Annotated in this window: 1 protein-coding gene; it reads left to right on the top strand. The window is 50.7% G+C overall.

Features of this window, described 5'->3' with window-relative positions; genetic code table 11:
• On the top strand, window positions 1-757 hold a 757-nt coding region (locus AC1D1T_RS32640; RefSeq protein ID WP_477993507.1), incomplete at its 5' end, for a hypothetical protein.
• Between the last annotated feature and the right edge of the window lie 322 nt (window positions 758-1079).

Here is a 1079-nt window from a genome sequence, read left to right as displayed (position 1 = left end):
GGGCGCAGGACTGTCACAAAAACGTTGGCGCTGTCCGGATAATATCGAAAAGATTGTCGAGGCATACAAAGGGATTCAGCGGCTATCAAAGAAGTACGACATTAGTTTGCATGATGAATCCGAGTGGGGCCCAACTGATCCCTCTAAAGAACTGGGGCTGGAGCACCATAGAATAAGGGGGAGGATTTTATTTGATATTTTGGAGCAGCGAAATCGATGCAATCAATCGCAAATGCAAATTTGCACAATCAGTGGAGCCCCAAATACCGTATTTTCTGGTCTTCAAGGTACAGGCGATAATCTAAATATCGAACGCATTCGACATTTTCTTTCGCTCCAACTTCCTCCTTCAGAATATCTTGGCTTCTTTGCGAATCTAAGCACTGGCGCAATATTTCCAACTTCGAGTGTAGTGCCACTTGAGATTCATATTTGCAGCCTCTGGAGAACTCAATTTCCAGAGGATTATTCGCTCGAGAATCTCTGTATAGATTCATCACAAGGCTGGCATTTGAAGCGTTTAACACTGAGTCAGGCAGGACTATTCGCGGCCGCTCGCATTGCGCATTGTTGGCGCGAAGAACTCAAGCGGCTAGAGGGGTCGAGTGATAGTCCAGAGCAGGCTGCACGTCTTCTAGCAACAGAGGACAAATGGAGTCGCAGGCTCGGCAACTGGCGAGGTCAGCAATATACGCCGGAGCTGAAAGTTGTGCTTTCCCCTACCAAAACATTTGCAATATGTTTCATAGTTGTCTGATGACGAGAGTTCAGAAATCTCTTTCGCCCTGCTAGCCTGATGATGTGGCCTGCCTGTGAGAATCGACAGTGCTAGTGTCCGGAAAGTAAATCGACGCGGCAATCCGGGCGGCTCCTCTTTGGCTTCGCGCCCAAGAGACTTGGCACCGGCCGATGCAACAAGCCTTGGTGCAAAGTGATAGCTCAAAGGAGAACATTCGGCGGACTTGACGCGAACGCGGCGGCGCGCGCGTGCCGTGCACTCGAGGCACGCGGACCATGTCAGCTTCTAGAGGCCCGCGAATGCCAATGCACTCCGCAGAAGAGGCCGCGGGCCAAAATGC

Source organism: Rhizobacter sp. P2_H3 (assembly GCF_056403355.1).
This window is presented reverse-complemented; position numbering and strand designations above follow the sequence as displayed.